The sequence below is a fragment of the Geodermatophilus sp. SYSU D00779 genome (assembly GCF_054050595.1).
This window is the reverse complement of sequence record NZ_JBJGZQ010000021.1, coordinates 74,883-101,395: the sequence shown is the minus strand read 5'-3', so window position 1 is coordinate 101,395 and position 26,513 is coordinate 74,883. Positions and strand designations below refer to the sequence as shown.

The following is a 26,513-nucleotide window of genomic DNA, read 5'->3' as shown; positions in this document are numbered from 1 at the left end:
GCACTCGAGTTGGCGTGCACCCCGGCCAGCGCCAGGTTCGGGTGCCCGGCCAGCAGCCGGCACACCTCACCCCCGGCGTACCCGGTGGCGCCGGTGACCCCGACCGTCCACGTCCGCGCTCCGCTCATGATGCATGACCATACACGGCCATGCATGACTGCTCACGACACGAGTGTGGGCCGCGTCCTCGAGGGTGCGTCCCACCGCTGTCCGCTGCAGGGTGGAGGCCTCACATGACGAGCACCGACTCGGCGACCTCCTCGCTGTCGGCCTCGCCACCGTCGAACTGGTCGAGGGGCACGTTGGCGCGCTGCGCCAGTGCGGCGGCGACCTCCCAGCCCAGGGCCCGGTAGGCGTCGAACTGCTCCCCCGAGAACAGCTGGTTGGACGTCGGGTGCTGGGGGAACTGGTGGTCCTTCTCCCGGAACACGGCAAGGTCCATCGGGACGCCGTCCCACAGGACGGAGCGTGCGTAGTAGATGACCCCCATGCTGCCGTCGGGATAGGTCACGCTCCCCACCGCGACCGGTTCCTCGGCCCTGCCGGTCGCAGCCGAGGGCAGGGTGGCCGAAGGGTCCAGCCGCACCTCGGCACCGAGGTCCGACCGGGCCAGGGCCGCTGCGCGGGCGATGTCCTGCAGCGGACTGCGCCCACCCGCGCTGGCGTCCACGACGATCATGTGCGTGCAGCGGCGTCTGATCAGCTCCACCAAGCCGAGGTTCTCCCAGTGACCGCCGTCCGAGACGTGGATGAAGCGGCCTCGGGTCCCCGCCAGCCCCAGGGCCTCCTTCAGCACGTACAGCCCGCCCGGCTCCCGCCACCCCGCGGCCAGCGCCCGTCCCACCCGGCGCACGCGCGAGTGACCCCGCGACGGAAGAGCCGCCGTGTCGCCGCCCCGGAACGGATTGGGGATCCACACCCCGAGGCGCAGGTTCGCGAGGGCCATCAGCAGCCGCAGCGCCGGAAGGGTGAAGCGGCCCATGGTCGGTGAGATGGCGGCTCCCGAGATCGCCATCATCGACGGCAGCGTGAGGCCGCTGCCGCCCCTCGTGTGCGTCCGTTCGAGCTCCGACGTCTCCACGAGGGGTGCCAGGTCGATGCTCCCGGACCGGCACGCGCCGAACGTGAAGGGGGCAGCCCAGCTCTTGTTGGGCACGTCCCCCTCGCGGGCCGCCACCGCCGCGCACACGATGAGCTCGGGGAACGGCAGACCGGAGCTGCGCTTGGCCTCGATCTCCCGACCGAGGTCGCTGAGTCGCACCTCGTCGTCGTAGGGAACGGGGGCCACCCGCACGCCACCGGCCGAGCTGGTCCGCCTCAGGACGAACGCGTGACTCAGCCGCTCCCGGTAGTACAGGTGCATCGAGTACCGGCGGTTGTGGATGCAGAACCCGCAGACCGCCAGCGTGGCCAGCAGTCCCAGGAGCACCCAGGCGTCCACCGGGGCGTTCCAGCCGCTGCGTGCCTCCCCCTCCGCCGCCAGCAGGAAGGGGACGGCGAGGATCCCCCAGCCACTCAGGAACGCGAGCACGCCGGCGAACGCACGGGCTCGGCCCAGCCGCACCGACAGCACGGCAAGAGCGCCCAGCAGCACCACCCCGACCACCATGACCACGGTCACGAGCACGCGGCGGGACCCCAGGTCGACCCTCCCCATCCAGGACCGGTCATCGGCCAGGGCCAGACCGAGGAGGTGCACCAGGACGGGGAGGCAGACGGCCAGGACGGCGACGACACCGGAGCCCGCGACGAGGGCTGTCGCGGCCCTCCTGAGCGGCCGCTCCCCCGGCACGGCACGGAACCGGCTCTTGTCGAAGAACCGCCGCACGCCCACGAGCACGATCGCCGCCAGGAACAGGGCGGCCGCCGCGGCGCACCCCCACACGACCGCGCCGGCCAGGCGGCCGTAGGGTCGCCCGATCCCGGGGATCGTGGCCCCGTACACCAGCCCGGTGACCCGGCCGGCGAGACAGGACCCGACGACGAGCGGCAGCAGGTTCAGCAGGAGCCCGTACACGGAGTTCACCACCAGCCACAGGCGACCGGCCAGTCCGGGAGCCAGGTAGCTGAGGTGCGTCCGCAGGTACCACTCCTCCGGACTGCCCCGAGACCAGGGCGCAGCCTCGCCCCGCAGGGCCTCGGCATCGGACTTGCCCTGAGCGACCGTGAGGGCACCGGCGATGTAGCTGCCCCCGGAGACGGCGGACAGGTACCGCGCCCTCTGGAACAGCCCCTGCCGGGAGAGGGCCTGGTAGGCACCCAGGCAGAACGCCGCCGACCTGATGCCGCCTCCGGAGAAGGAGATGCCGAGCACGCTGCGGCCCTCGTGGCCGCCGTCCAGGTAGGCCCAGCGCCCGCTGCTAGTCACGGTCGAACTGCCCCGTGTCCGAGCCGTACGGGTAGACCGGGAGTCTCCCCTGGTCCCGGAGGCGGCGGATCCCGCCCCGGTCGAAGAGCCGGAACATGAACAGCGGGTGCACGCAGACCTGGTCCTCGTCCTCGACCGGCCGCAGGGTCTCGGTGAACGTGTAGGAGAAGCGCCCGACGGCGTACCTGGAGGTCGAGCCGTCGACGATGCCCAGGACGCCCACGTCGAGGGCGGCCTCCAGGAAGTCGCTGTAGTCGACGCCGGCCCGGGCGACTCCGGCGGCGTTGAAGGCGCGGTGCAGCTCGCTGCAGGTGAGCGTGTTCGGGATGTGGTTCTTGAGGTACCCGAGCGCTGTCGCCATGTAGGGGTAGTCGTGCGAGTAGCTGGACAGGATCCCGTCGACGATGCGCAACTCCGCCTCTCGGACGCCTTCCAGGACATCCTGAGGAGTCGCGACGGGGACGCCACGGCGGTGTCGCGCCGCGCGCGCCAGGATCTCGTTCAGGATCTGGATCAGGTGGCGCGGCAGGAGCTGCGTGTGCCGCATGACGTAGGCGACCGGGTCCTCGTCGGACCCCAGTCCCGTGCGCATGCCACCCCGGGGCAGCAGCGCCCTGAGGGTGGCCTCGGCCGTCTGGTGGTCGTGCTCGTCGTGCTGGCGCGGCAATCCCAGGCCCGGCAGGTCGTCCTGGTGGTACAGGTCGAGGTACCGCCGCAGCCGGTTCCCGGCGATGGTCATCAGCTCGGCCGCGGTCCACCGGATGACGAGGTAGTCGAGGAAGTCCTTCTCGGGATTGGCCGTGAGGTCCCGGAGGCGCTGCACGAGTTCCGCCGGGAAGGCGAACCGGACCTTGAACGGCCGGCCCCCGGTCGATCGGGCGAACTCGCGGGTGGCGCGGAAGAGCCCGGAGAGGGTCGTCCGCAGCTCCTCCACGTGCACGTGCAGGTCCTCGAGGTTGTCCACCACCACGTACAGGCGCACCCGCGTGCGCCTGGTCAGGTCGACGAAGGACCGGTAGGCGACCTCGTACGTGGCGACGTCGGTCCGCAGGGACGCGCACATCTCCTCGACGGTGAGACCGGGGTTCGAGCGGACGAGGACGTCGGACAGCGCACTGCCGACACGGGCCAGCAGTCTCCCTGGTTCGAGACTCGACGGGTTGCCGTACGAGCTGAGATAGGACGCGATGAGCCGGCCCTCGTCGGTGTGTCTCAGCCCCGGCACCCGGTACGAGAGCAGCATCGCGGCGTGGGTCAGGAGCACCTCCCACACGTGGGCGAGGTTCTCCGCGAAGAGCGGACCGACCTCGCGTGCGTACCGGATCCGCAGGCGCTCGATCTCGTGGTAGGCGTCCTCCGACTTGATGAGGATGACCTTCGCACCGTCCACGAAGGCCGTTCCCACCAGGAAGGCCGTCTTCCCGGAGCCCTTGCGACCGACCACGTAGACGGGGTCGTCGCGTTCGGCGCTGCCGTGGCAGCCGTTCGTGCGGTCGTAGAGCTGCTCGAAGATCCCCCGCGGGCTCCTGAGCAGTTCCTCCGTGTACGGCGGGCCGAGGGGCTGGTTCCGCGTGAGGATCCGCATCAGCTCCCCTGGCGCTGCTCCCATGACGTCCTCCAGGTGCCGGAAGAGCACGAGCCCCGCGACGCTGAGCGTCGGGGCCTGTACTCGGAGGAGGCGCGGCTCCGACGTCAGATACAGCCACCGGGTGACGACGGTGGTGGATCACCGCTGAGCGGCACCGGCCGCGGACAGCTGCCCCAGCAGCGCTCGGGCCAGCGGCTCGTCGTCCCGGTGCGGCGCAGTCGCGGCTGCCGGGCGACGTCGGGCACCCTCGCGCGTGCCCGGGTCGCCCCGGGGGCATGAGGGTGCACAGCCGACGAGCGGCCGCCCACCCGAGGAGTCCCGACGTGAGTCCGTTCGACCGGATCGTGATCATCTTCAACCCGAACAGCACCGGGGACGCGCCCCGGTCCGCGGAGGAGCTGCGGGCCGAGCTGGTGCGGAGGCTGCCGGCCGTGCCGGTGGAGCTCTGCCCCACCCAGCACGCCGGCCACGCCCGCGAACTGGCGAGGGAGGCGGCCGGCACCGGGCGCCCGCTGCTGGTCTCGGTGAGCGGGGACGGTGGGTACAACGAGGTGGTCGACGGCGTCATGCAGAGCGGCAACGACCAGGCCGTCTGCGCCGTACGGGCCGCCGGCAACGCCAACGACCACCGTCGGGTGACGCGGGAGCGACCGCTGGCCGACGCCATCGTGGCCGGGGACGTCCGCCGGATCGACCTGCTGCGGCTGACCGTCGGCAGTGGCGCCGCCGTGCAGGTCCGGTACGCGCACTCCTACATCGGCGTCGGCCTGACACCCGTCGTCGCCGTCGACCTGGAGGAGTGCGGGAAGGGGTCGTGGCGGGAGATCGCGACCGTGGTGCGGTCCTTCTCCCGCTTCCGGCCCTTCCCCATCAGGCTCGAGGACGGCAGGCGGCGCAGGATCGACAGCCTGGTGTTCGCCAACATCCACCAGATGGCCAAGTACGCGACGCTCAGCGAGGACAGCCGCCCCGACGACGGTCGGTTCGAGGTCATCACGCAGCAGCGGACCGGCAAGCTCCGGGTGCTGGCGACCGCCCTCCGGGCGGCGACCCGCGGGCTCGGTCGGCAGCCGAGCGCCACCCACTACGCGTTCACGACGCTGGCGCCCATGCCGCTGCAGCTGGACGGCGAGCTGGTGGAGCTGGAGGCGGACACGCCGGTCGCCGTCGACATCGCACCACGGGCGCTGGCCACCGTCGTCTGACCGGCAGCCGGGTCAGGCCAGCGGGTCGCCGTCCCCGTAGGGGCGCAGCCGCAGCTGCCGGGCGGCGTCCTCCGGTGTGGTGGCGCGCAGGACGGCGAGGTCGTCGGCGCCGGCCCGCAGGAACCGGCCGGACCACTGGTCGAGCTCCCCGGCGGCGATCGCGGCGACCAGCTCGACGACGCGCTCCGGCGGCGTCCAGTCGGTGAAGCCCTGCCACATCGGCATCGCGCGGGTCATCGGGGTGTCGACGACGCCGGGCGCCACGTCGAAGACGCGCACGTCGAGGCCCTCGAGCGCGCCGGCCAGCGCCTCGGTCATCCGCATCAGGCCGGTCTTGGCCACCGAGTACGCCGAGTACTCCGGGCGGGCGCGCACGCCCATCCCGCTGGCGAGGTCGACGACGCGGCCGCGGTTGCGCAGCACCATCCAGGGGACGACGGCGCGGGCGAGCAGGAACGCGCCGCGGACGTGGCTCTCCACGACCGCCCACCACTGGTCGGGGTCGGCCTCCCACAGCGGCTCCTCGGCCGCGTCGATCACCCCGGCGTTGTTGACCAGCAGGTCGACCGGCCCGAGCTCCTCCCGCACCCGCGCGACCGCCTCGTCCACCGCGGCCCGATCGGTGACGTCGGCGGGCACGGCCAGCGTGCGGGCGCCGGTGGCGGCGGCGACCTCGTCCATCGCCGCCGCCAGCCGCTCGCCGCTGCGCGCCAGCCCGGCCACGGCCATGCCCCGGGCGGCCAGCCCCTGCACCAGGTGCCGGCCGATGCCGCTCGACGCCCCGGTGACCAGCGCGACGCCGGCGAGCTCAGCCACGGAGCTCGGCCTGCAGCGCCTCCTCGACGGAGGCCACCACGCGCTGCCGGACCTCGGCGGCCTCCTCGCCGGACAGCGTCCGGTCCGGCGCCCGCAGCGTCAGCGACCAGGCCAGCGACCTGCGCCCCTCACCCACCTGCGGCCCGGTGTAGACGTCGAACAGCCGCACCGCCTCGAGCAGGTCGCCGGCGGCCTGTCGGATCGACTCCTCGACCGCCGCGGCCGGCACCGCCTCGTCCAGCACGAAGGCCAGGTCGACGAAGACCGGCGGGAAGCTCGACAGGTGCGGTCCCACCGGCACCGACGCCGGCGGCAGCGCGTCGACGTCCAGCTCCATCACCGCGGTACGGGCCGGGAGGTCGAGGGCCGCGCACACCCGCGGGTGCAGCTCGCCGGCGTGCCCGACCACGCGTCCGCCGACCAGCAGCTCCGCGCAGCGGCCCGGGTGCCACGGCGCCCGCTCCCCCGCGCGCACGGTCAGCTCGACGCCCGCGGCCTCGGCGACCCGGCAGGCGGCCTGGACGGCGTCGGCCCAGACGGCCGGCCGGCCCGGGCCCCACCAGCCGCGCGGCTCGCGGTCGCCGGCCAGCGCGACGGCGACGTGCCACGGCTGCTCCGGGACCGCGCCCAGCAGCGCGGCCAGCGTCTCGTCGTCCGGACGCCGGTCCACGCCGGGCAGCGGAGCCGCCGACCGCTCCCCGCCGGGGAAGACCGCGCCGTGCTCGAAGAGCGCCACGTCCCGGATGCCGCGGGACAGGTTGCGCGCCAGCGCGGCGAGCAGCCCCGGGAGCAGCGTCGTCCGCAGCGCCGGCTCCTCCTCCGACAACGGGTTGCGCACCAGCACGACCTGCCGGCGCGGGTCGTCCTCGGCCAGGCCCAGCGCGTCGAGGGCCGCCGTCCCGACGAAGGGGAAGGACGGCGCCTCGACGTAGCCGAACTCCGCCAAGGAGCGCCCGACGGCCCGCCGCCGGCGCTGCCGCTCGGTCAGCCCGCGCCCGGGCGGGGCCGTGGGCAGCACCGAGGGGACGTCGTCGTAGCCGGCCAGCCGCACGACCTCCTCGACCAGGTCGGCGGGGTCGGTGAGGTCGGGGCGCCAGGTCGGCGGGGTGACCGTGAGCGGGTCGTCCCCGTCGACCGAGCAGCCGACCGCGGTCAGCAGCTCGGTGACCTGCGCCGGCGGGTAGGGCACGCCGGCGACCCGGCCGGGCCGCGCGGGGTCGAGCGCGATCGTCGGGCGGGGGCCGCGGGTGTCGACGTCCACCAGGGAGCCGACGACGCGCGCGCCGCCGTACTCGGCCAGCAGCGCGGCGGCGCGGGCCAGCGCGACCACGGTCATCTCCGGGTCGACGCCGCGCTCGAAGCGCTTGGCCGCCTCGCTGGGCAGCCGGTGCCGGCGGGCGGTGCGCGCCACCCCGGTGGGCTCCCAGTGCGCCGCCTCCAGCAGCACGCTCGACGTCCCGTCGCCGATCTCGGTGGACGCGCCACCCATGACCGCGGCCAGCCCGATCGGGCCGGAGTCGTCGGTGATGAGCAGGTCGTCGGAGGAGAGCGCGCGGCCGGCGCCGTCCAGCGTGGTCAGCCGCTCACCCTCGCGCGCCCGGCGGACGACGATCGGCCCGCGCACCCGGTCGCGGTCGAAGGCGTGCATCGGCTGGCCGAGCTCGAGCATCACGTAGTTGGTGACGTCGACGGCCAGCGAGATGCTACGGACGCCGGACTGCGCCAGCCGCCGGCGCATCCACCACGGGCTCGGCGCGGTCGGGTCCAGGCCCTCCAGCGCGATCATCGAGAAGCGGTCGCAGCGGTCGGCGTCCTCGACCGACACCTGCCACGCGGGCTCCCCCGACCAGGCCGGCGGGGTCAGCGCGCCGGGGTCCCGCCACGGCACGCCCAGGCCGGTGCCCATCTCGCGGGCGATGCCGCGCATCGACAGGCAGTAGCCGCGATCGGGGGTGACGGCCAGCTCGATGACCACGTCGTCCAGGCCGACCACCGGGCCGGCCGGGGTGCCCGGGGGCGGGGTCGTGTCGTCCGCGCTGTCGCCCAGCACCAGGATGCCGGCGTGGTCCTCGCCGACGCCCAGCTCGCGGACCGAGCAGATCATCCCGTCGGAGACGCGGTCGTAGGTCTTCCGTGCGGCGATCGCGAAGCCGCCGGGCAGCACGGCCCCGGGCAGCGCGACGACCACGGCGTCACCGACGGCGAAGTTGCGGGCGCCGCAGACGACGCCTCGGGGCTCGGCCTCGCCGACGTCCACCTGGCACCAGCGGATCGGCTTCTTGAAACCGGTCAGCTCCTCGATCTCCAGCACCCGGCCGACGACCAGCGGGCCGGTGACCTCGGCGGGCCGGTGGACCTCCTCGACCTCCAGGCCCAGCCGGACGAAGGCGGCGTCGAGCTCCTCGACGCCGACGCCGGCGGGGACGTCGACGTGCTCGGCCAGCCAGCCGGTGGGGACCCTCACTGCTCGACTCCGAACGCCGTGGTGAACCGGGTGTCGCCCTCGGCGAAGTGCCGCATGTCGCCGACGGCGGAGCGGAACTGCAGGGCCCGCTCGATGCCCATGCCGAACGCGAAGCCGGAGTACTCCTCCGGGTCGATGCCGCAGGCGACCAGCACCCGCGGGTTGACCATCCCGCAGCCGCCCCACTCGACCCAGCGGGGGCCGTCGCGGTGCTCGGGGAACCACACGTCGAACTCCGCCGACGGCTCGGTGAAGGGGAAGTACGACGGCCGCCAGCGGGTGACCGCGTCGGCGCCGAAGAGCGAGCGGGCGAGGTGGTCGAGCGTGCCGCGCAGGTGCGCCATGGTCAGCCCGCGGTCGACCGCCAGGCCCTCGACCTGGTGGAACACCGGCAGGTGGGTCGCGTCGAGCTCGTCGGTCCGGTACACCCGGCCGGGCGCGACGACGTAGATCGGCGGGGTGCGGGAGAGCATCGTGCGCGCCTGCACCGGGCTGGTGTGGGTGCGCAGCACCAGCCCGGAGTCCTCGGGGGCGACGAAGAAGGTGTCCATCATCGTGCGCGCCGGGTGGTCGCGGCCGATGTTGAGCGCGTCGAAGTTCAGCCACTCGGCCTCGAGCTCGGGGCCCTCGGCTACCTCGTAGCCCATCCCGACGAAGATGTCGGCGATCCGGTCGGTCAGCGTGGTCAGCGGGTGCCGGGCGCCGCGGGGCAGCCGGTCCCACGGCAGCGTGACGTCGACCCGCTCCTCGGCCAGCACCCGCGCGTCGCGCTCGGCCTCCAGCGCGGCCTTGCGGGACTCGTAGGCCTCGGTGACCGCGACCCGGGCGGCGTTGACCCGCTTGCCGGCGTCGGCGCGCGCGGCCGGCGGCAGGGCGCCGAGCTCGCGGCGGGCCAGCAGCACCGGCGCGCGGTCCCCGAGGTGGGCCGGGCGGGCGGCGGCCAGCTGCTCGAGGTCGCCGGCGCCGGCGAACGCCCGCTGGGCCTCGGCGACCGCGGCGTCGAGGGCCTCGGGTGAGAGGGCGGCGACCTGCTTGGGGTCGTAGGGGTCGTTGGCGCCAGACACGGGAGGCCATTCTGCCCGGGGCCGCGCGGGCGCTGCTGCCGGGCTCGCGCCGGAGCGGCGCGGGACGTGCGAGATCCCGCCGGAGGAGGGACAGAGAACGCAACGAGAGCGCCAACCCGCCTCGGCCGCGGAAGCCGGCCCCGTGTTGGGTGTTGCACGAGCTGATGGCGCGTACGAACGGGCCGGGAAGGAGGACGAGGTGGCGGTGCTGCTCGCGCTGGCCAGCGCGGTGGTCTACGGCGCGGCCGACTTCTGCGGCGGCCTGGCCGCCCGGCGGGCCACCGCGTTCGCCGTCGTGGCGCTCGCCCAGCTCGCCGGGCTGCTCGCGGTGAGCGCCCTGCTGCCGTGGCTGGGCGGCGACCCCACCGGCACCGACCTGGCCTGGGGCGCCGCGGCCGGGCTGGCGGGCGCCACCGGACTGGTCCTGTTCTACCGGGCGCTGGCCGAGGGCGTCATGAGCGTCGTCGCCCCGGTGACCGCGGTGTCGGCGGCCGCGCTGCCGGTGCTCGGCGGCCTGCTGCTCGGCGAGCGGATCGGGCCGTGGGCGGTCGCGGGCATCGCGCTGGCGCTGGTGGCCGTCGTCCTCGTGGCGGCCGAGGACGGGCTGGGCTCCCTGCGCACCGCCCGGCCGGCCAGCCTGCTGCCCGCGCTGGTCTCCGGCGTGGCCTTCGGCCTGTTCTTCGTGCTGCTCGACCGGACCCGGGAGGCGGCCGGGCTCAGCCCGTTGGTGGCCGCGCGCGTGGTCGCGCTGCTGGCCGTGGTCCTGGTCGCGCGGCTGGCCTCCCGGTCGCTGTCGGTCCCCCGTGGGGTGCTGCCCGTGGTGGTGCTGGGCGGGATCGGGGACATGGCGGCCAACGCGCTGTTCCTGCTGGCCGCCCAGCAGGGCCAGCTGGCGATCACCGGCATCCTCGCCTCGCTGTACCCGGTGAGCACCGTCGTCCTCGCGCAGGTCGTGCTGCGCGAGCGGCTCGTCGCGACGCAGGCGGCCGGACTGGCGGCGGCCGGCGCGGCCGTCGTCCTCATCGCGCTCCCGGCCTGAGGCTCCCCCGAAGGGGCGAGTCCGCCGTCGTCCCCGCTCAACGCGGGGTCCCGACGTCCGATGGGAGGACGTGACCACCACCCCTGCCGCTCCCGCGACGACCATCGACGACGTCCTGCGGGACGGGACGGTGCGCAGCGTCTTCCAGCCCATCGTCGAGCTCGACACCGGCCGCGTGGTCGCCTACGAGGCCCTGGCCCGCGGGCCGCAGGGCCCGCTCGAGCGGCCGGACTCCCTCTTCGCCGCCGCCCGCGAGGCCGGCCGGCTCGCCGAGCTGGACGCCGCCTGCCGCACCGCAGCGCTCACCGGCGCGCTGGCCGTCGGCCTCCAGGCACCGCTGACGCTCTTCGTCAACGTCGAGCCGGAGGTGCTCGACCGCGCGCCCCTGGAGGACCTGCTGGCCATCGCGCAGTCCGCCCCGGGCGGGCTGCGGGTGGTCCTGGAGGTCACCGAGCGGGCGCTGGCCACCCGCCCGGCCGAGCTGCTGCGCACGGTCGAGCGGGTCCGCTCGGTCGGCTGGGGCGTCGCGGTGGACGACGTCGGCGCCGAGGCGATGTCGCTGGCGTTCATGCCGCTGCTGCGCCCCGACGTGGTCAAGCTGGACCTGCGGCTGGTGCAGGAGCGCCCCGGCCCCGCGATCGCCGAGATCATGAACGCGGTCAACGCGCACGCCGAGCGCACCGGCTCGGTGGTGCTCGCCGAGGGCATCGAGGACGAGGCCCACCTGGCCATGGCCCGCGCGCTGGGCGCGACGCTCGGCCAGGGCTGGCTCTTCGGCCGCCCCGGCCCCGGGCCGGTCGAGGGTGCGGTCCACGGCTCGCTGGTGCTGCCCTCGCAGCTGCCCGACACCGTGAGCGAGGACGCCGACGTCTCGCCGTTCGCCTGCCTGCCGATCGGCGTCCCGCTGCGCGAGGCGCCCAAGGCCCTGCTCATCGAGCTGTCCAAGCAGCTCGAGCGCGAGGCGCTGCGGCTGGGCGCCGCCTCGGTCGTGGCGGCCACCTTCCAGGAGGCCCGGCACTTCACGCCGGCGACGACGCTGCGCTACCGCGACCTGGTCGAGCGCACCGGCTTCGTCTGCGCCCTCGGCGAGGACCTGCCGGTCGAGCCGCTGCCCGGCCTACGCGGCGCCGCGCTCGACCCGGCGGACCCGGTCCGCGGCGAGTGGGACGTCACCGTGCTCGGCCCGCACTTCGCCGCCGCGCTGCTCGCCCGCGACCTGGGGGACGACGGCCCCGACGCCCAGCGCCGGTTCGCCTACGCCCTCACCTACGACCGCGACACCGTCGTCCGGGCGACCGCGGCGCTGCTGGCGCGGGTCGCGCCGCGTCAGGACCCGCTGACCTCGGCGCACGCGGTCGTCCCCGCCCCGCCGGCCGTCCCGGCCCTGCCCGCGCCCGACCGGTTCGACGTCGGGGTGCTGGTCAGCGCGACCGGCGACACCCTGGTGCACGGCGCGCTGGCGGCCACCCCGAGCGGTGTGTCGATCGTCGACGTGCGGCTGCCCGACCAGCCGCTGGTCTACGTCAACCCGGCCTTCGAGCGGCTCGCCGGGCTGCCGAGGAGCGAGCTGCTGGGCCGCAACTGCCGGTTCCTGCAGACCCCGGACACCGACCCCGCGGCCGTCGCCGCCGTCCGCCGCGCGGTCGACGCCGGCGAGGAGTGCCGGGTGACGGTGCTCAACAAGCGCGGCCCGGTGGGCACGACCTGGTGGAACGAGCTGCACCTGGCGCCGGTGACCGGTCCCGACGGAGCGGTCACGCACTACATCGGCGTCCAGGTCGACGTCACCGCCCGCGTGGAGGCCGAGCGGGCGCTGGTGCAGGAGCGCGACCGGACCCGCAGCTACCTGGCCCGCATCGAGGAGCTGGCCTACACCGACCCGCTGACCGGCCTGCCCAACCGCCGGCGGCTGGCCGAGCAGGTCGACACCGCGCTCTGGGACGCCCGGGCCCGGGACGAGGCGGTGGCGCTGCTGTTCGTCGACCTGGCGGGCTTCAAGGGCGTCAACGACCGGTTCGGCCACGCGGCCGGTGACGAGCTGCTGGTCGCGGTCGCCGACCGGCTGCGCGGCCGGCTGCGCCGCCACGACCTGCTGGCCCGGCTCGGCGGCGACGAGTTCCTCGTCGCGCTCACCGGCCTGCCCCAGGCCACGGCGGCGACCGAGGCGCGGTGCGTCGCCGACGAGCTCGCCGCGGGAGTCGCCCGCCCGGTGGCACTGGGCGACCAGGAGGTCGTCGTCCGGGCGAGCGTGGGGGTCAGCGTCTGGCCCGAGGACGGCGCCGACTTCCCGGCGCTGCTGCACTCGGCCGACATGCGGATGTACGCCACCCGGGTGTGAGGCAGGAGCTCGTCCGCGTTCAGGCTTGGGCGAGCTGGGTGGTGTAGAGGCAGATCGCCGCGGCGGCGGCCAGGTTGAGGCTCTCGGCGCGCCCGCGCATCGGGATGCGCACCCGGGCGTCGGCCAGCGCGGCCAGGTCGGCGGGCACGCCGCGGGCCTCGTTGCCGAACAGCCACAGCACCGGGCCGGCCAGCTCGGGCCCCAGCTCGTCGAGGGCGGCCTCTCCCCCGCCGTCGGCGGCGAGCACGGTGACGCCGGCCGCCTGCAGTCGCGGCAGCAGCCCGGGCAGCGGCGCCCCGCGGACGACGTCGACGTGGAAGAGGCTGCCGGCGCTCGAGCGCACCGCCTTGCCGCCGTACGGGTCGGCCGACCCCGCGCCGAAGACCACGGCCCCGGCGCCGCACGCGTCCGCGGTGCGCAGCACGGTGCCGGCGTTGCCCGGGTCGGCCAGCTCGGCGAGCGCCACGGTGAGGGACGGCGGTGCGTCCACCAGGACGTCGGCCGGCACGTCGCGCAGCGCGCAGACCGCGACCAGGCCCTGCGGGGTGACCGTCTCCGACAGCGACGCGGCCGCCCTCTCGGTCACGAGCCGCACCGGCACCGGCGCGGCCGCGAGCAGGTCGCGGTGCGCCGCGGCGGCGGCCTCGGTGGCGAACACCTCGCGGACCCCGGTCGGGTCGGCCAGCGCCTCGGCCACGGCCTGCCGGCCCTCGGCGAGGAACAGCCCCGCGGCGTCGCGGCCGGCCCGCCGGGTCAGCCTGCGCGCGGCCGCCACCCGCCCGGAGCGCTCGGTCAGCGGTTCGGTCACCGTTGGTCGTCCTCCTGCTCGGCGCGAGAGCTGCACAGTGGTCGTCTTCGGCGCAGTGGTCGTCATCAGGGGTCCGCAGGCCGCGAGTGTGCAGATCTCGCGCCCGTGCACACGACGACGCCGCCGGCGCCGACCCGTGGTGGGCCGGACGCCGGCGGCGTCGCGGGTGCTGCTGGCCGGGCTCAGGCGGCCTGACCGCCGGCCGGGACGGCGGCGACGGCGGCGCGCGAGGTCTCCACCAGCGCGGCGAAGGCGGCCGGCTCGTTGACGGCCAGCTCCGCGAGCACGCGGCGGTCGAGCTCGATGCCGGCGAGCTTGAGGCCCTGCATGAACCGGTTGTAGGTCATGTCGTTCTGGCGGGCCGCGGCGTTGATGCGGGTGATCCACAGCTTGCGGAAGTCACCCTTGCGGACCTTGCGGTCGCGGTACTGGTAGGTGGCCGAGTGGAGCAGCTGCTCCTTGGCCTTGCTGTACAGCCGGGACCGCTGGCCCCGGTAGCCGCTGGCGGCCTCGAGGACCGTCCGACGCTTCTTCTGGGCGTTGACCGCCCGCTTCACGCGTGCCACGGAAGGGCTCCTTCTCGTCTAGGGGGCGCTCAGAGCCCGAGCAGCTTCTTGAGGCTCTTGGTGTCGGCCGGGGAGATGACCTGGTCCTGGTCGAGCCGGCGCTTGCGACGCGAGGACTTGTGCTCGAACTTGTGCTGGTTGTTGGCCTGCTCGCGCACGAGCTTCCCGCTGCCCGTCACGCGCACGCGCTTCGCGGTGCCCTTGTGCGTCTTCTGCTTCGGCATGTCCTCGGTCCTCGTTCGTGTGTGGCGGCGCCGCACGGCAGCACGGGGCTGCCGCACGGCACCGGCCGTCTGGTGGTGCGGTCCTCGGCCCTCCCGCGGGGCCCCGCCGCGAGCTCGCGAGTGGCGGGGGCAGGAGGGTCCTGCTTCAGGCCTGCGGGCCCTGCCCCTCGGCGGCCCTGTCGGCCTTGTCGGCCTTGGCCTGCCGGCGGGCGCCGTCGGTCGCGGCCTGGTTCCGGTGCGGGGCGATCACCATGACCATGTTGCGGCCGTCCTGCTTGGGGTTGGACTCCACGACGCCGAGCTCGGAGACGTCCTGGGCCAGCCGCTGCAGCAGCCGGTAGCCCATCTCCGGGCGGGACTGCTCGCGGCCGCGGAACATCACGGTGATCTTGACCTTGTCGCCGCTCCGCAGGAAGCGCTCGACGTGGCCCTTCTTGGTCTCGTAGTCGTGCGGGTCGATCTTCAGGCGCAGCCGCATCTCCTTGATGACGGTGAGCGCCTGGTTCCGCCGGGCCTCGCGGGCCTTCTGGGCGGACTCGTACTTGAACTTCCCGTAGTCCATGAGCTTGGCGACCGGCGGCCGGGCCATGGGCGCGACCTCGACGAGGTCCAGCTCGGAGTCCTGGGCCAGGCGCAGCGCCTCGCCGATCGGCACGATGCCGACCTGCTCGCCCTCGGGGCCGACCAGGCGGACCTCGGGGACGCGGATACGGTCGTTGATACGGGGCTCGGTGATGGCCTCTCCTCTGCTGCTGCATGGGGAGGGGCTCGCTCGGTCACCGGACGCCGACATGAGAGAGGCCCCACGAGCTGCTGCTCGTGGGGCCCACTCGCCGGGGTGCGCCGAGCCCGGGGGCTCGTGCACGCCGCGGGCCCGGCCGGTGGCCGGGCTCCGCGATCCGGGACCTGGACGCCTCGACGGCGCCAGGTGGGAGCGGGCTCCTCTTGGTCGAGCGGCCCGGGGCGGGGCCGCTCAGTGGTTCGCGCGCCTCGTGTAGCGGGGAGGCACGCAGATACTACAGCGCCGCGGGGGTCGGCGTCATTCCCGGTGGCGGCCCCTGGTGAGGATCTGGAACGGCCACCCTCCAGGGCCCCACGCCGAGCCTGCCAGGCGTGGCGGGAAGGGTGGCCCTCCTTCAGTCGTCGTAGAGCAGCGGCGGGGGCGGCGGCTGCTGCGCCCGGCTGGCCGCCAGCAGCGCCCGCAGCCCCTCGACGGCCTCGACGGCGCGGTCGCCGTCGGCTCCCTGGACGGCCAGCACGGCGAACTCGTCGTCGTTGGTGAGCAGCAGCGTCGCCCAGCGGAACCGGCGGTCGAAGCGGACGGCGCGCACCGCCGTCCACGGCACCGTCCGCTCGCCGAACAGGTTGCGCACCCGGACGCCCCGCTCGTCGGCGTCCACCCGCGGGCGGCCCAGCGCCAGCAGGCCGGCGCCCAGCACCAGGCCGAGCCCGACGACGGCGACCTGGTCGGCCACGGTGAACCGCGCCACGCCGGTCGCGTTCTGCGGCAGCGTCACCCCCACGTAGGTGAGGACGGCGGCGACGACGACGGCGGCCGCGGCACACAGCAACCGCCACCGGCGGGGGACGGCGGAGACAGCAGGCGGGCCGGGGGTCGACACGGCTCCATGGTCCCAGGCCGGCGCGAGCGCGGAGGCACCCGCGGATCCGGACCGACCGGTCCGTGCCCACGGCGGCGCTACGCTGGCGCCGGCGCTGCAATCCCGTCCAGATCCGGCGGGGCGTGCGGCCGACCACCGAGAGGTGCGCGTGCGCCACGACCAGGCGGGTCCCGACCTTCCGCCCCACCAGGCCGGTCCCGACCTCCCCCTCGCCGACGAGCTGTCGGCGATCTCCGCCCGCGTGTCCGGACTGCTGCTGTCCGAGGAGACGGTGGCCACCGCGCTCGGCCTGGTGAGCTCGATGGCCCTCGACTCCGTCCCCGGGGCGGTGGGGGCGGGGGTCTCGATCATCGACGAGCGCGGCCGCCGCAGCTCCGGGTCCACCGACGCCCGGGTCGAGCGCGCCGACGCCCTCCAGTACGAGCTCGACCAGGGGCCCTGCCTGGCCGCGGCCGCGAGCCGCCGACTGATCCGCGTCGACGACCTGACGACCGACCGCCGCTGGCCCCGGTGGGCGGCGGCGGCGGCCCCGCTCGGGCTGTTGGCCGCGATGAGCGCGCCGCTGGTGGCCGGGGACACCGCACTGGGTGCGCTCAAGGTCTACGCGGCGCAGCCGGGGTCCTTCGACGCCCACAGCGAACGTCTGCTGACCCTGGCCGCGGCGCAGGCGGCGATCCTGGTGGCCAACACCCAGACCCGCGAGCGCGCCCGGCGGCACAGCGAGGAGCTGCGGGCGGCCGTCCGGAGCCGGGACCTGGTGAGCACGGCCAAGGGTGTCGTCATGGCCCGGCACGGGGTCCCCGAGGACGTGGCCTTCACCATGCTGGTGTCCCGCTCCCACGAGGAGGGCGGGACGCTGGCCGACGTCGCCCGGGCGGTGGTCGACTCCGCCGTCCGCCGACGACGGTGAGCCTCCGCCCCGGGCCGCCCGGGCCCGAGGACTCGCTCGACGAGGAGCAGCGCCGCGCGCTGCGCTCGGCCCTCGAGGTCGCCGACCTGACCCTGGACGAGCTCTGGATGCGGTACTTCGCGCTGGGCGGCTCCTCGGACCTCCTCGAGGTCGAGGGGCACGTGGAGGGGCTCATGTCGCTGCACCCCGCCCAGGTCAACGTGCTCGCGCACGCCCTCAACGAGCGGCTCGACGAGCTGTTCACGCAGCGCCGGGTGCCCTACCGCCCGCCGCTGCGCCGGGGCCGCCCCAGCGGACCCTTCGCCGCGCTGCTGCAGCTGGTGGACGCCGCCCACGCCGCTCCCCCGGACCGGCTGCCGGAACTGGTCGCGCAGGCCGGTACCGCCCTCGGCGTGGAGGCGATCGTCCACGTCGCCGACCACGAGCAGTGCCGGCTGTGGCCGCTCCTGCCGACGGGGGCGGCGCCCCCCGGCTCGGTGCCCATCGACGGTTCCCTGCCCGGACGGGTCTTCCAGACGGTGCGGCCGCTGCCGTCCGACGCCGAGGGCCTGCACCGGCTGTGGTGCCCCCTCATGGACGGCCACGACCGGGTGGGCGTCCTCGAGGTGCGGGTCGGGACACCGGCCGAGCTCTACGACCCCGGGCTGCGGGAGGAGTGCCGGTGGCTGGCGGAGCTGGTCGGCGCCCTGGTCGCGTCGATGGGCCAGTACGGCGACGCGCTCCAGCGGCCACGTCTGACCCGGCCCCGCACGCCCTCGGCCGAGCTGCTGTGGCAGCTGCTCCCCCCGCTGACGGCCGGCAGCGGCCCCTTCGTGCTGGCCGGGATCCTGGAACCGGCCTACGAGGCGGGCGGGGACGCCTTCGACTACTCGCTGTCGGAGACCACCGTCTCCCTGGCCGCGTTCGACGCGATGGGGCACGGCCTGCCCGCCGCCGTCCTCGCCGCCGCCGCCGTGTCGGCCTACCGCAGCGCCCGCCGTGACGGCCGGGGCGTCCAGGACCAGGCGCGGGCGCTCGACGAGGTGGTGGCGGGCACCTTCCCGGGCAGCTCGTTCGTCACCGGGGTGCTCGCCGAGCTCGACGTCCCCAGTGGCCGGCTCCGCTACGTCAACGCCGGGCACCCCGCGCCGCACCTGCTGCGGGGAGGCAAGGTCGTGAAGTCGCTGGCCGGTGGACGGCGCGTGCCCTTCGGACTGGGCACGGGCGTCCTCACCGTGGCCGAGGAGGCGCTGCAGCCCGGCGACTGGCTGGCGGTGCACACCGACGGCGTCACCGAGGCGCGGGACGCCACCGGCGCCTGGTTCGGCGAGGAGCGGCTCCTGGACCTGCTCACCCGCGAGGTCGCCGGCGGACAGTCCCCGCCGGAGACGGCCCGGAGGCTGATGCACGCCGTCCTGACCCACCAGGAGGGGCTGCTGCAGGACGACGCCAGCGTCCTGCTCGCGCGCTGGGCGCCCGAGCCGCGGGGACCGTGAGGCGCCCGACCCCGCCTGGACACACCCCCGCAACAGGGACGACGCACCATGGTCGCGAGCGCCGTCGACGAGGGGGAACCGTGACCGATGTGCTGCCCGAGGCCCCGCCCGGGACCGAGGCGCCGCTGCCCCTGGCCGGGTACACCGTCGCGGTGACCGCGGCCCGGCGGCGCGAGGAGCTCGGTGCGCTGCTGGCCCGCCGCGGCGCGCGGGTCGTCCACGCGCCGGCGATCCGCATAGTGCCGCTGGCCGACGACGCCGAGCTGGTCGCCGCGACCCGGGAGGTGCTGGCGCAGCCGGTCGACCTCGTCGTGGCCACCACCGGCGTGGGCTTCCGCGGGTGGCTGGAGGCCGCGGACGCCTGGGACCTGCCGCTGGTCGAGCACCTGCGCGACGCCCGCGTGCTCGCCCGCGGCCCCAAGGCGCGCGGCGCCATCCGCGGCGGCGGGCTGGTCGACGCCTGGTCGCCGGCGTCGGAGTCGTCGGCGGAGGTGCTCGAGCACCTGCTGTCGGGCGCCGAGGGGCCGCTGCAGGGACGCCGCATCGCCGTCCAGCTGCACGGCGACCCGCTGCCGGACTTCGTCGCGGCGCTGCGGGCGACCGGGGCCGACGTGCTCACCGTGCCGGTGTACCGCTGGGTGCTGCCCGAGGACGTCGAGCCGGTGCGCCGGCTGGTCCGCTCCGTGGTGGCCGGCACGGTCGACGCGGTCACGTTCACCAGCGCGCCGGCGGCGGCGAGCCTGCTCACCGTCGCCGGCGAGCTGGGGATGCGGGCCGAGCTGGTCGCCGCGCTCGGCTCCGGCGTCCTCGCGGTGGCGGTGGGCCCGGTGACCGCCGGCCCGCTCGACGCCGCGGGCATCCCCTCGGTGCAGCCCGAACGGGCCCGGCTCGGCGCCCTGGCCCGCGAGGTGGTGGCACGGCTGCCCGAGCGCGACCCGGTGCTGCGCGTGGGCGGGCGAGAGCTGCAGGTCCGCGGGCACGCCGCGCTGGTCGACGGGCGGGTGGTGGAGCTGGCGCCGGGCCCGATGGCGGTGCTGCGGGCGCTGGCCGCGCGGCCGGGCGCCGTCGTCCCCAAGACCGACCTCGTGGCGGGGCTGCCGGGCGGCGGGGACGCGCACGCCGTCGAGATGGCCGTCACCCGGCTGCGCGCGGCGCTCGGCCGCGGCGTGGTGGAGACCGTGGTGAAGCGCGGCTACCGGTTGGCCGTGTGATCTGTCGGCCTACCGGCCGACACCGCGACCACGTGCCGTCCGGCTGCCGTGGAGCCGGACCGCGGCTCCCCCTCGGGGACCCTGCGGGCCCCGCTCGGGGGCCCGCAGGGCTCTCGTCGCCCCTCACACCCCCGACGTGCGGCTCCCGGGCCGCAGGTACACCGCCCAGGTCACGGCCAGGCAGACCGCGTAGAAGGCGATGAACACCAGGTAGGCCGAGTCGCCGGTGCCGGTGGTGAGGAACGACTGCCGGAAGGCCAGGTTGACCAGCACGCCGCCGAAGGCCCCGACCGCGCCGGCGATGCCGATGAGTGCGCCGGACATGCGCAGCGCGTGCCGGTCGGCACCCGCCGGGTCCTCGCCGGCGGCCACCCGCTGCTGGGCCTGGGTGCGGAAGATCGCCGGGATCATCTTGTAGGTCGAGCCGTTGCCGATGCCGCTGAGCACGAACAGCGACACGAAGCCGACGACGAACAGCGCCAGCGACCCCACCTGGCTGGCGGCCCACACGACCGCGGCGCCGACCGCCATGGCCGCGAAGGTCCAGAACGTGATGCGCGCACCGCCGAAGCGGTCGGCCAGCGAGCCGCCGAGCGGGCGGATCAGCGAGCCCAGCAGCGGGCCGAGCCAGGTGAGCGACGCCGCGGCGAGGGGCGTGGCGAAGTCGGAGGTGAACTGGTTCTGCAGCACCTGACCGAAGGCGAACCCGAAGCCGATGAACGAGCCGAAGGTGCCGATGTACAGGAACGACATGATCCAGGTGTGCGGCTCGCGGGTGGCCTCGCGCATGGCACGCGGCTGGTTGCGCGCGGTCGACAGGTTGTCCATGAGCAGCGCCGCGCCGACGGCGGCCGCGACGATCAGCGGGATGTAGACGACCAGCACCAGCCGCGGGTGCTCCACGCCCGCGGTGGCCAGCACGAGCAGGCCCACCAGCTGGACGACGGGGACGCCGAGGTTGCCGCCGCCGGCGTTGAGGCCCAGCGCCCAGCCCTTGAGCCGGTTCGGGTAGAAGGCGTTGATGTTGGCCATGGAGCTGGCGAAGTTGCCGCCGCCGACGCCGGCCAGGCAGCTGACGACCAGCAGCGTCGTGTAGTCGACGCCGGGCTCCAGGACGACGGCCGTGGCGATCGTGGGCACGAGCAGCAGCGCGGCGCTGACGATCGTCCAGTTGCGCCCGCCGAACTTCGCGACGGCGAAGGTGTAGGGCAGCCGGACGAACGCGCCGAGCGCCGTCGGCAGCGTGGTCAGCAGGAACTTCCCGGCCGGGTCGATGCCGTACACGGCCTCGGGCAGGAAGAGCACGAGCACCGACCACAGGCTCCAGATCGAGAAGCCGACGTGCTCGGAGAAGACGGAGAAGAACAGGTTGCGGCGGGCGACCGGCTTGCCCGTGGACTCCCAGAAGGCGGGGTCCTCCGGGCGCCAGTCGTCGATCCAGCGACCGGGGCGCGTCGGGACGGCGACCGGCGCGGTCCGCTGGTGGGTGGTGGGGGTGGGGGCGGCCATGGGCCAGAACGGTGGCGGCCCGTCGTTCCCCCGCCGTTGCTGCCGGGCAGAACTCGTGTTCCGTTGTGCTCACCGGCGCTGACCCGCTGTGGTGAGGACGGAGTCGACCGGCGTGCACACGGGCCCGGCGAGTGGGGAGGATCGGCGGCGTGACCGTGACCGAGGACCCTGCGGCTGCCGGCCGCGCCCTGATCGAGGACGGCGCGGCGGTCGCGGGCACCATGAGCCGGAACGCCGCCACCCTCGTCTACCCCGACCCGGCCGGCCGGGCTGCAGTGCGCCTCGAGGACCGGCTGGCGCGGTGCCTGCGGACGGCGGCCGACGAGGCGGCGGGGATCGCCGTCCCCCGGGAGCGGGCCCGCGCCGGCGCCGTCCTCGCCTTCGCCGTCGAGCACGCGGTGACCCTCGCCCACGGCGGGCGCCCGGTGCGCGGCGACGGCTTCTTCGCCCCGCGGTCCGGCGGGCGCTCGGCCGCCGACGCGGTCACCGAGGCCGTGGTGGCCGCCGCCCGCGGCTCGCACGACGAGCGGCGGGTGCGGCACCTGGGCTACCTGCTGGCCGAGGTGGCCTCCTCCCCCGACCTGGACGCCGCGCTGGTCGAGCGGGCGCTGGCGCTGGCCGCCGGGCTGACCTGGCGCCAGCTCGTGCTGCTGGCCGGCGTCGGCCGCCGCGACCGCGCACCGCTGCCGATGACCCCGCTGGCCGACGACCCGCGCGGGTGGCCGGCGTGGGGCGCGCGCGAGGACGTCGCCGACCTGCAGCGCGGCGGCCTGCTCGACCCGCCACCGGCCCAGCCCCGGCCGGGCGGCGCGGCACTCCCCCGGCTGCGCCCGGCCGACCTGCGGCTGACCCGCCGCGGCGTGCTGGTGCACCGGCTGCTGGCTCTGGGCTTCGTGCGGGACGACGACGTCGCCGCGGCGCTGGCCGAGCTCGCGCCGCCCGCCTGAGCCGGGTCAGTCCGGCAGCTGCGCGTAGGCGCGCACCGGGAAGGTGCCGAACCCGGCGAAGCGGGGCGGGGCCGCGGTGAACCGGGCGCCGATACCGGGCACCCGGTCCAGCCCCGTGAGGTGCTCGACGATCGGGATCCCCGCCCCCAGCAGGGCGGTGTGCGCCGGCCGCTCCCCGCGCTCGGTGACCTCGTCGATGTTCACCGCGTCGATCCCGACCAGCGCCGCACCCCGGTCGGCCAGCTCCCGCGCGGCGTCCCCGGCGAGGAACGGTGCGTCCACGGCGTAGTCCGGCGTCCCGAAGGCGGCATCCCCACCGGTGTGCAGCAGCACCGCGCAGCCGGCCACCTCCAGCCCGTCCAGGTCGGCCACGGTCACCGCCCGGCGGCCGGAGCCGGCCGTGCGCACGACGAGTGCCGGCAGGTCGGCCAGCGCCTCCAGCGGCAGCCCGGCGAGGTCGGCGCCGTCGGCGTGCCGGTGGAACGGGCTGTCGAGGTAGGTGCCGGTGTTGCCGACCATGCGGACCGCGTGGATGACGAACTCGGTGCCCGGCGCGTAGACCTCCCGCGAGGCCTCCCGGGTCAGGTGCGGGGTCACCTCCGGCCCGGGCAGGCCGGGATAGGTCACCATCCCGGCAGAGATCACGTGACTCAGCTCCACGAACCTGGACATGCTGGGCACCCTCTCGCACGAAGGACCCGGGTGTGTGGGTCTGCGGCAGGCCTCACGGCGTGGAGAGGTCAGGAGGCCGGCAGAGGAGGCACGGGTGGGCGACGGGGACCGGGGCTTCGCGCACTTCGTGTCCGCGGGGCAAGCCGCCCTGCTGCGCCTGGCCCGTCCTGCTCGCCGGCGACCGCGGACACGCGGAGGACCTCGTGCAGACCGCCCTGCTCAAGACCTACCGGCACTGGGACCGGATCAGCCGGTCCGGCCCGCTACTCCGAGACCTCTCCGAGCAGCAGACCGCCGACCTGATGGGGTGCCCGCCCAGCACGGTGAACACCCAGACCGCTCGTGGCCCGGCCCGGCTGCGCACCGCGCTGACCGCGCTCCAGCCGGCCGGTGGGGAGGAGCGGTGAGGGACGACGAGCTGCGGGCGCGCCTGACCGCCCTCGCCGACGCCACCGCGCCGCCGCCGCGCGCCGACCTGGCCGCGGTGGTCGAGCACCGGCACCGGGCCCGCCGCCGGTCGCAGCTGCGGCTGGGCGCGGTCGGCGCGGTGGTCGTGGCCGCGGTGGCGGTGGGCCGGGTGCTGGTGCCGGACGGGCCGTCGGCGGAGCCGGCGACCGCGGTGGCCGAGGCGCCGGACGTGCGGGACCTGCCCGCCCCGGGCGACGGACCGACCCGCGGCTCGCTCGCCGGCGACGCGGAGTCCGTCGAGGCGGTGCGGCAGCTGTCCTGGAGCGGTCCGGGCGCCCGCACGGCCGCCCCTCCGCCGGCGGGGTCGCAGGTGCTCTTCGCCGGCGACGCGGCCGGCGGGCGCTGGGCGCCGGTGTCCCGCCCGCTGACCGTGCCCCCGCCGCTGGTGGACGACGACGAGCTCGAGCGGCGGCTGGGCACGGGATCGGTCGCCCTCGCCGGTTCGCCGGTCCTCCGGGCGCCGCGCCGGGCGAGCTGCGGCTGTGGAGCGCGCCGCTCATCGCCGAGCCCGGGCTGCCCACCGCGCTGGGGGACCCCGCCACTCGGACGCCGGCCGTCGTCGCGCCGTCCCCGGCCGTCACCGCCCGGGTGGTCGACGGGACCGGCACGCCGCTGGCCGAGCTGCCCCTCGACGACGGGCTCGCGGTGCGGGCCGTCCCCGAGGGGACCGCGACGGTGGAGGTCCTGGCCGCGGACGGCACGGTGTCGGCCTCGGTCGAGCCGCTGCCCCGCCGCGGTGGGTGAGCCGGTGCGGACCCTCGTACGGGCCGCCACCGTCCCGGCACCCTGACCTCAGGCGCGGCGGCGGGCCAGCAGCACGGTGTCGGCGACGGGCAGCTCGCGCCCGGCCGGGCCGGCTGCCGTCCGCGGGCGGTCCTCGCGGACCACGACGTCCCAGGCCACCGGGTCGAGCGTCGCGGCGACCTGCTCGGCCGTGAAGAACATCCCCGGCGAGCCGGTGTGCAGCTCGCTGGGCCGGTGCCCGACGACGAGCAGGCTGCCGCCCGGCGCGACGGCGGCGGCCAGCCGGGCGAACGCCGGGTCGCGGTCCTGCGGCGGCAGGTGGAAGTACTGCGCCGAGACCAGGTCGAAGGCGATCGTCCGCGGCGCCCACCGGGTGAGGTCGGCGTGCACCCACTCGATCCGCTCGGCGACCTCCGGGCCCAGCCGGTCGGCCTGCGCGGCGGCGCGGGCCAGCGCGACGGTGGAGAAGTCGACGGCGGTGACGCGCCAGCCGCGGCCGGCCAGCCACAGCGCGTCGCCGCCCTCACCGCTGCCGGCGTCCAGCGCCCGGCCCGGCGTCAGCCCCTCGGCCTCGGCCACCAGCTGCGGGTTGGCGCGGCCGCTCCACAGGGCCGGCGCGGTGCGGTACCGCTCCTCCCAGGAGGCCTCGTCGAACCGCATCTCGCCGTGGCCGTGGTGTGCTGCGTGCTCCATGCCCGGCAGCCTCCCCCGGCGGTGCCGACTTGACAACGGACGTTGCCGGACCGGCAAATGGAGGGCATGGCGGACGACGAGGCGACCGACGCGGTGCTCACCGCCGTCGGCCCGCGGCTGCGCGCGCTGCGCCAGCGGCGCGGGCTCACCCTGACGCAGCTGTCCGAGGAGACCGGCACCTCGGTGAGCACGCTGTCCCGGCTGGAGTCCGGGCAGCGCCGGCCGACCCTGGAGCTGCTGCTGCCGCTGGCCCGCGCCCACCAGGTGCCGCTCGACGAGCTGGTCGGCGCGCCGGAGACCGGGGACCCGCGGGTGCACCTGCGTCCGCGCACCCCGACGCACGGCCTGACCGTCGTCCCGCTGACCCGGCGTCCGGGCGGGATCCAGGCGTTCAAGATGGTCTACGCGCCGCACACCCCGGCCGGCGCGCCCGAGCTGCAGACGCACGAGGGCTACGACTGGGTGTACGTGCTCTCCGGCCGGCTGCGGCTGCTGCTCGGGGAGCACGACGTCGTCCTCGGCCCCGGGGAGGTCGCCGAGTTCGACACCCGCACCCCGCACTGGATCGGCAACCCTGGCGACGAGCCCGCCGAGGTGCTGGGCCTGTTCGGCCCGCAGGGCGAGCGGATGCACGTGCGGGCCCGCCCCCGCCGCTGACCGCGTTGTCCGCCCGCTGAGGCGGTGCCACCATGCCGTCGTGCCCGGCTCCGCAGCCGACCGGCTGGCCCGGCTGGCCGACGGCTACCTGGTCACCCAGCTCCTGCACGTCGCCGTCGTGCTGGGGGTCCCCGACGCGCTGGCCGCCGGTCCGCGCAGCGCCCCCGACCTCGCGCGGGAGCTCGGCGCCGTGCCCGGCGCCCTGCACCGGGTGCTGCGCGGGCTGGCCGCCGAGGAGGTCCTCGACGAGCTGCCCGACGGCCGCTTCGCGCTGAGCCCGGTCGGCGAGCTGCTGCGGCCCGGGGTGCCGGGCTCGCTGCCCGGTGCGGTGGCCGCCCGCGGCGGGCTCTACTACCGGTCGGCCGCCGGGCTGCTCGCCGCCGTGCGGGACGGCGGGACGCCGTTCGACCTCGTCGAGGGGCGGCCCTTCTTCGACGCGCTCGCGGCCGAACCCGCGCGGCTGGCGGCGTTCCGCGCGTCGATGGCCGACCGCTCGGGGCGGGAGGCCGGTGCGGTGGTGGCCGCCTACGACGTCTCCGGCCTCGCCTCGGTGGTCGACGTGGGCGGCGGGTCCGGCGTCCTGCTGCGGGCGGTCCGGGAGCGGGCGCCGTCGGCTGACGTGCTGCTGTTCGACCGGCCGGAGGTGGTGGCCAGCTCGGACCTGCCCGCTGTCGGTGGCGACTTCTTCGAGCAGGTGCCGGCCGGCTCCGACGCGTACCTGCTGTCGCGAGTGCTGCACGACTGGGACGACGACGCCGCCCGCCGGGTGCTCACCGTGTGCCGGACGGCGATGCGGCCGGACTCGGTGCTGCTGGTGGTGGAGGCGGTGCTGCCGGAACGCGCCGCCGAGGACCCGGCCGCGGTGCGGATGGACCTCACCATGCTGGTGCTGCTGCCCGGCCGCGAGCGGACCGCGGCGGAGTACGCCGTCCTGTGCGGGGCGGCCGGGTTGCAGCTCACCCGCGACGTCCCGACCGAGGCCGGGGTGCACGTGCTCGAGGTGCGTCCGGCGTAGGCCGCCGTGCCCGTCCGCAGCGCCGAGCCCCCGCCCCTGCTCCGGCCGGGGAGCAGGGGCCGTGGTCGCAGATGTCGTCGTCCGCAGCATCCGCCCCTGCCCCGCACCGT

The 26,513-nt window shown here is 75.8% G+C and carries 24 protein-coding genes and 1 pseudogene; 11 read left to right on the top strand and 14 right to left on the bottom strand.

Annotation, left to right across the window (positions count from 1 at the left end; translation table 11 throughout):
- From ACI79G_RS17240 to ACI79G_RS17230, 3 genes and pseudogenes are all read right to left on the bottom strand, one after another.
- Positions 1–128, bottom strand: a pseudogene (locus ACI79G_RS17240) (N-acetyl-gamma-glutamyl-phosphate reductase); the annotation flags it as partial.
- 101 nt (positions 129–229) lie between these two features.
- Positions 230–2,368 carry a hypothetical protein gene (locus ACI79G_RS17235; RefSeq protein WP_456882341.1) on the bottom strand — a complete coding sequence of 713 codons (2,139 nt, stop codon included), beginning with the start codon at positions 2,366–2,368 and terminating at the stop codon, positions 230–232.
- Positions 2,361–4,004 (bottom strand): P-loop ATPase, Sll1717 family, encoded by a 1,644-nt coding sequence (locus tag ACI79G_RS17230; RefSeq protein ID WP_456882340.1) that lies wholly within the window; start codon positions 4,002–4,004, stop codon positions 2,361–2,363. Before ACI79G_RS17230 ends, ACI79G_RS17235 begins: the two co-directional genes overlap by 8 nt.
- Before the next feature lie 275 nt (positions 4,005–4,279).
- Between ACI79G_RS17230 and ACI79G_RS17225 the strand changes: the two genes are divergently transcribed.
- The gene (locus ACI79G_RS17225) at positions 4,280–5,161 is read left to right on the top strand and encodes a diacylglycerol/lipid kinase family protein (protein ID WP_456882339.1); all 882 of its coding nucleotides are present in this window, start codon (positions 4,280–4,282) and stop codon (positions 5,159–5,161) included.
- Positions 5,162–5,173: 12 nt separating this feature from the next.
- Here the strand turns inward: ACI79G_RS17225 and ACI79G_RS17220 are convergent, their stop codons facing one another.
- Genes ACI79G_RS17220 through ACI79G_RS17210 form a run of 3 tightly spaced genes read right to left on the bottom strand, consistent with a single transcriptional unit; the run spans position 5,174 to position 9,505 of the window.
- Positions 5,174–5,977, bottom strand: a complete 804-nt coding sequence (locus ACI79G_RS17220; RefSeq protein WP_456882338.1) for an SDR family NAD(P)-dependent oxidoreductase — start codon at positions 5,975–5,977, stop codon at positions 5,174–5,176.
- Positions 5,970–8,441, bottom strand: coding sequence for a phenylalanine--tRNA ligase subunit beta (pheT, locus tag ACI79G_RS17215; RefSeq protein ID WP_456882337.1), 2,472 nt, complete (start codon positions 8,439–8,441; stop codon positions 5,970–5,972). The genes ACI79G_RS17220 and pheT overlap by 8 nt, the downstream gene beginning before the upstream one ends.
- A complete protein-coding gene (locus tag ACI79G_RS17210) occupies positions 8,438–9,505 on the bottom strand; it encodes a phenylalanine--tRNA ligase subunit alpha (RefSeq protein WP_456882336.1) in 1,068 nt (355 codons plus the stop codon). The genes pheT and ACI79G_RS17210 overlap by 4 nt, the downstream gene beginning before the upstream one ends.
- A 199-nt stretch (positions 9,506–9,704) precedes the next feature.
- On the opposite strand from ACI79G_RS17210, the gene ACI79G_RS17205 reads away from it, so the two are divergent.
- Positions 9,705–10,544 (top strand): EamA family transporter, encoded by an 840-nt coding sequence (locus ACI79G_RS17205; protein WP_456882335.1) that lies wholly within the window; start codon positions 9,705–9,707, stop codon positions 10,542–10,544.
- A 70-nt stretch (positions 10,545–10,614) separates the two neighbouring features.
- The gene (locus tag ACI79G_RS17200) at positions 10,615–12,882 is read left to right on the top strand and encodes a diguanylate cyclase domain-containing protein (protein ID WP_456882334.1); all 2,268 of its coding nucleotides are present in this window, start codon (positions 10,615–10,617) and stop codon (positions 12,880–12,882) included.
- A 19-nt stretch (positions 12,883–12,901) separates the two neighbouring features.
- Here the strand turns inward: ACI79G_RS17200 and ACI79G_RS17195 are convergent, their stop codons facing one another.
- The 5 genes from ACI79G_RS17195 to ACI79G_RS17175 form a co-directional block, all read right to left on the bottom strand.
- Positions 12,902–13,690 (bottom strand): TrmH family RNA methyltransferase, encoded by a 789-nt coding sequence (locus tag ACI79G_RS17195; RefSeq protein ID WP_456882333.1) that lies wholly within the window; start codon positions 13,688–13,690, stop codon positions 12,902–12,904.
- Between the two features lie 182 nt (positions 13,691–13,872).
- Positions 13,873–14,256, bottom strand: coding sequence for a 50S ribosomal protein L20 (rplT, locus tag ACI79G_RS17190; RefSeq protein ID WP_448619595.1), 384 nt, complete (start codon positions 14,254–14,256; stop codon positions 13,873–13,875).
- A gap of 29 nt (positions 14,257–14,285) precedes the next feature.
- Complete coding sequence (gene rpmI / locus ACI79G_RS17185; RefSeq protein WP_456882332.1) at positions 14,286–14,480, bottom strand: 50S ribosomal protein L35; 195 nt, start codon at positions 14,478–14,480, stop codon at positions 14,286–14,288.
- Positions 14,481–14,625: 145 nt separating this feature from the next.
- Positions 14,626–15,273: a translation initiation factor IF-3 gene (gene infC, locus ACI79G_RS17180; protein WP_456882331.1), complete on the bottom strand. Its 648-nt coding sequence runs from the start codon at positions 15,271–15,273 to the stop codon at positions 14,626–14,628.
- Positions 15,274–15,616: 343 nt separating this feature from the next.
- Positions 15,617–16,102, bottom strand: a complete 486-nt coding sequence (locus tag ACI79G_RS17175; protein WP_456882330.1) for a PH domain-containing protein — start codon at positions 16,100–16,102, stop codon at positions 15,617–15,619.
- 148 nt (positions 16,103–16,250) lie between these two features.
- On the opposite strand from ACI79G_RS17175, the gene ACI79G_RS17170 reads away from it, so the two are divergent.
- The 3 genes from ACI79G_RS17170 to ACI79G_RS17160 all read left to right on the top strand — a co-directional run bounded on the left by ACI79G_RS17170 (position 16,251) and on the right by ACI79G_RS17160 (position 19,698).
- Positions 16,251–17,012: a GAF and ANTAR domain-containing protein gene (locus ACI79G_RS17170; protein ID WP_456882329.1), complete on the top strand. Its 762-nt coding sequence runs from the start codon at positions 16,251–16,253 to the stop codon at positions 17,010–17,012.
- A complete protein-coding gene (locus ACI79G_RS17165) occupies positions 17,009–18,487 on the top strand; it encodes a PP2C family protein-serine/threonine phosphatase (RefSeq protein ID WP_456882328.1) in 1,479 nt (492 codons plus the stop codon). Before ACI79G_RS17170 ends, ACI79G_RS17165 begins: the two co-directional genes overlap by 4 nt.
- Before the next feature lie 80 nt (positions 18,488–18,567).
- Positions 18,568–19,698, top strand: coding sequence for a uroporphyrinogen-III synthase (locus tag ACI79G_RS17160; RefSeq protein ID WP_456882327.1), 1,131 nt, complete (start codon positions 18,568–18,570; stop codon positions 19,696–19,698).
- 123 nt (positions 19,699–19,821) lie between these two features.
- On the opposite strand, the gene ACI79G_RS17155 is transcribed toward ACI79G_RS17160, so the two are convergent.
- Positions 19,822–21,207 carry an MFS transporter gene (locus ACI79G_RS17155; RefSeq protein WP_456882326.1) on the bottom strand — a complete coding sequence of 462 codons (1,386 nt, stop codon included), beginning with the start codon at positions 21,205–21,207 and terminating at the stop codon, positions 19,822–19,824.
- A 149-nt stretch (positions 21,208–21,356) separates the two neighbouring features.
- On the opposite strand from ACI79G_RS17155, the gene ACI79G_RS17150 reads away from it, so the two are divergent.
- A complete protein-coding gene (locus tag ACI79G_RS17150) occupies positions 21,357–22,154 on the top strand; it encodes a hypothetical protein (protein WP_456882325.1) in 798 nt (265 codons plus the stop codon).
- 6 nt (positions 22,155–22,160) lie between these two features.
- On the opposite strand, the gene ACI79G_RS17145 is transcribed toward ACI79G_RS17150, so the two are convergent.
- Complete coding sequence (locus ACI79G_RS17145) at positions 22,161–22,826, bottom strand: cyclase family protein (RefSeq protein WP_456882324.1); 666 nt, start codon at positions 22,824–22,826, stop codon at positions 22,161–22,163.
- A 203-nt stretch (positions 22,827–23,029) separates the two neighbouring features.
- On the opposite strand from ACI79G_RS17145, the gene ACI79G_RS17140 reads away from it, so the two are divergent.
- Both ACI79G_RS17140 and ACI79G_RS17135 read left to right on the top strand, forming a co-directional pair.
- Entirely contained in the window at positions 23,030–23,233 is a 204-nt protein-coding gene (locus ACI79G_RS17140; protein ID WP_456882323.1) for a hypothetical protein, read from the top strand.
- Positions 23,230–24,084 carry a hypothetical protein gene (locus ACI79G_RS17135; RefSeq protein WP_456882322.1) on the top strand — a complete coding sequence of 285 codons (855 nt, stop codon included), beginning with the start codon at positions 23,230–23,232 and terminating at the stop codon, positions 24,082–24,084. Before ACI79G_RS17140 ends, ACI79G_RS17135 begins: the two co-directional genes overlap by 4 nt.
- Before the next feature lie 2 nt (positions 24,085–24,086).
- On the opposite strand, the gene ACI79G_RS17130 is transcribed toward ACI79G_RS17135, so the two are convergent.
- Positions 24,087–24,731, bottom strand: coding sequence for a class I SAM-dependent methyltransferase (locus ACI79G_RS17130; RefSeq protein ID WP_456882321.1), 645 nt, complete (start codon positions 24,729–24,731; stop codon positions 24,087–24,089).
- A 66-nt stretch (positions 24,732–24,797) separates the two neighbouring features.
- Between ACI79G_RS17130 and ACI79G_RS17125 the strand changes: the two genes are divergently transcribed.
- Positions 24,798–25,388, top strand: a complete 591-nt coding sequence (locus tag ACI79G_RS17125; protein WP_456882320.1) for a helix-turn-helix domain-containing protein — start codon at positions 24,798–24,800, stop codon at positions 25,386–25,388.
- Positions 25,389–25,428: 40 nt separating this feature from the next.
- Positions 25,429–26,403 carry a methyltransferase gene (locus ACI79G_RS17120; RefSeq protein ID WP_456882319.1) on the top strand — a complete coding sequence of 325 codons (975 nt, stop codon included), beginning with the start codon at positions 25,429–25,431 and terminating at the stop codon, positions 26,401–26,403.
- Positions 26,404–26,513: the final 110 nt, after the last annotated feature.